General features: G+C 76.1%; 3 protein-coding genes. All 3 read right to left on the reverse strand.

The features are described 5' to 3' along the window. The coding region (locus AC08OP_RS23480) for a Gfo/Idh/MocA family oxidoreductase (RefSeq protein ID WP_476616156.1) at positions 1-793 on the reverse strand (793 nt) is incomplete at its 3' end. Then, positions 790-2,106 (reverse strand): saccharopine dehydrogenase NADP-binding domain-containing protein, encoded by a 1,317-nt coding sequence (locus tag AC08OP_RS23485; protein ID WP_476616157.1) that lies wholly within the window; start codon positions 2,104-2,106, stop codon positions 790-792. The genes AC08OP_RS23480 and AC08OP_RS23485, both read right to left, overlap by 4 nt. Continuing rightward, positions 2,103-3,025: thioesterase domain-containing protein (locus tag AC08OP_RS23490; protein WP_476616158.1), on the reverse strand; the 923-nt coding region annotated here is incomplete at its 5' end. The genes AC08OP_RS23490 and AC08OP_RS23485, both read right to left, overlap by 4 nt.

Here is a 3,025-nt window from a genome sequence, read left to right on the forward strand (position 1 = left end):
CGTGTGTGTCGGCGAGGGTGCGCACCCCCGCGCCGGTCCCGCGCGCCACCCGTTGCCACAGCAGCTCCTGGTTGTCCCGGTCGTGCGGGTCGCGCTCGTTGTGCACCCGCAGGTGGATGGCGGCGCCGCCGAGCTGCCCGGCCAGCGCCCGCAGCCCCCGGCCCCCGGCCCCCGGGGCGGTGGAGGCCGGGGCCGTCCCGCCGTCCGTCGGTTCCAGGCTCCAGGGACGGACCCCGCCGAGGGCCCGGGCGAGGATGTCCAGCAGCGGCAGCAGGACATGCACGGACGTGGCCGCGTCGACGAACCGGACCGGTTCGACCGCGCGCAGCCGGGCGGCGGCGTCGAGGAAGCGCCGGACCGGCTCGACCTGGTGGTAGTGCGTGTTGACCTGGTACTGCACGCCGGCGGTACGGGCCAGCCGGGTCTGGGCGAGCAGTTCCGTGGGGTGCACAGGGTGCTCCTGCAGCACGTGGATCCCACGGCGCAGCAGCGCGCCGGCCAGTTCGCTGCCGGCCCCGCCGGACACCGTCGACCCGACGGCGACGACGGCCAGGTCGACGTCGTCGGGCACGTTCTCGACGGCGTCGAGGTGCGTGACCCCGAGCCGGTCGGCGTAGGCCCGGGAGTAGGCGCTGCCGCGGCTGAGCACCCCGGCCAGCGTGAACTGCTCGGGCAGCGCGCGTACCGCCTCGGCGTAGAGCCGGCCGAAGTTCGTGCCGCACACCACGACCCGCAGCGGGCGCGTGGCCGGCCCGGACTGCTTGGATGGCCCGGACTGCTCGGGCGGTGTCACAGCACGCCCTCCTCGACCAGGTCCTCCGCGGGCAGGTCCGGGCCCCCGGCGTCCGCCGGGGAACGGCGCTCGCCGGAGGCGGGGGCGGAGTCCGCGACGGTCAGGGAGAGGGAGAACGACGCCGACGCGGCGCGCAGCCCCTCGACGACCAGATCCGGATCGAGGACGTCCGCGGCGAAGTGCAGGCCGGATGGCACGTTGCCGGCGAGCACGTGCTGGGCGGCCAGCGCGCCGACCAGGCCGGTCAGGTGGTAGCTGCTGGCGGTCCGCAGCAGGGCGGTCCGCCTCGCCGGGTCGCCCGCGGTCTGTCCGGTCATCGCGAAGGCCATCGCGTAGAACGGGCTGCGCCCGGCGAGGTCGAGCTCGGCGGCGCGGGCGAGCCGGACGCCGAGTGACTCCCCAGCCCCGCCCCCGGCCGTGGTGGCGGCCGGATCGGCGGCTCCAGCCGAGCCCGCCGGGGCTGCCGAGCCCGCCGCCTCGGCCAGGTAGTGCGGCAGCCGCAGCATCTCGGCCCGCACCGCGCTGCCCGGGTGGACGTTGAACCAGTCGACGTCGGTGAGGGCCAGGACCCGGGCGAGGCGTTCGGTCTCCGCCGACAGGAACGGGGTCGCGGCGACCAGGCCGGGGAAGCCCGGCACCCGGGCCCGCTCGGTGGCCCGCAGCGCCCGGGAGCGGCGGCGGCCGGCCCGCCAGGCGGCCAGCGCCTCGCCGAACGCGGCCCCGTCCGCACCGCCGGTCCGCAGCGACAGCAGCATGTCCGCGGCGACCACCGGGGAGCACGGCTCCCGGCCGCCGACGTGGGCGGTCAGCGTCTCGGGACGGTCGAAGGCGCGCGCCAGCCAGCGCGGGATGATGCTCGACAGCCCGGGCAGCACGCCGGCGGAGAACACGACCGCGCGGTCGGTGCCGGCCAGCCCCCGCGCGACCATCCGCTCGTGGGCCGGGTCGTCGCCCGCGACGTCGACACAATGCGCGCCGGCCGCGACGGCCGCGGCCGCGACGGTCTCCTTCAGCTGGTAGGTCGGCCCGGCGCAGTTGATCACGATGTCGCAGCCGGTGCAGAACGCGGCCAGGCTCTCCGGGTCGGTCGCGTCGGCCGGGCGCACCTCGCCGTGGCCGCCGAGGCGGTCGTCGACGAGCCGGCGCAGCGCGTCCGGCCGGCGGGCGCCGAGCCGCAGCCGGTCGACACCGAGCCGGCGCAGCTCGACGGCCGCACCCTGGCCGACCATGCCGGACGCGCCGAGCACACCGACGGTCCGGCCGCTCACCGGATCGCCACTCATCTGGTCACCGTTCACCTGGTCACCGCTCATCGGGTCACCGCGCCGGCGGTGAGCTCGCCGATCAGCCGCAGCACGCCGGGGGAGTGCTCGACGGACAGGCAGGTGAAGTGGTCGCCGGGGACGTCGATGATGCGCAGGTCGCCGAGGCAGACCTCCTCCCACTGCGCGGTCACCGCCTCCTTGCTACCGGGGAACGGATACGTCCCGCTGTGGCGCAGGAACGTGACGTCACCGGCGTACGGCTCCGGCAGATAGCGGCTGATCGAGAACACGCTCTGCTGGAAGGTGCGCAGCAGCCGGGTCATGTGCTCCGGCGTGTACATGCCGGCGGAGGCGGGGACCGTCCGGCACATCCGTTCGACGCGCTCCTCGCGCGGCAGATCGGCCAGCTCGCGGAACCGGGTCGCGACGTCGGCGAACGGCCCGTCCAGCTCGGCCATCCCGCCGTCGCGCAGCACGCCGGGGGTCTCGGCGAGCACGGCCTCGCTGGCCCGCGCGACCTCCGTCTCGTCCGCGGGGAAACCGATGTCGGGCGGGTTGATGCCCATCATCACGGCGAACGAGTACTCGGCGAGCAGGGCGTCGTCGAGGCGGAACCGCGGGCTGTGCGAGCTGATCGCGGTCAGCGACGCGGGTGGGACCCCGGCCTCGGCGAGGCCGCGGGCGACCTCGAGGGCGATCAGGCCGCCCAGGCAGTAGCCGACGAGGTGGATCTCCCGGTGGCCGGCGGTGTCCCGGGCGAGGTCGAGCAGGCCGCGCACGTAGCCGGCGGCGAGCGCCTCGACCTGCCCGGTGGGCTCCGCGTCCAGGTAGGCGGCCAGGTCGGGCACCTCCAGCCCGATCAGGGCGGCGGTGCCCGCGGAGCGCCGGCGGATCTCGGTGACGAGCGCGCGGTAGGGCATCAGCGTGCCGGTGCCGGCATGCACCAGCACGGTGATCGGTGCGGCCG

The organism is Frankia sp. CeRuru1 (assembly GCF_977966315.1).

Excerpts from the sequence above, each read along its gene's own strand:
- AC08OP_RS23485 (WP_476616157.1), bottom strand. The coding sequence starts at position 2,106 with ATGAGCGGTGACCAGGTGAACGGTGACCAGATGAGTGGCGATCCGGTG.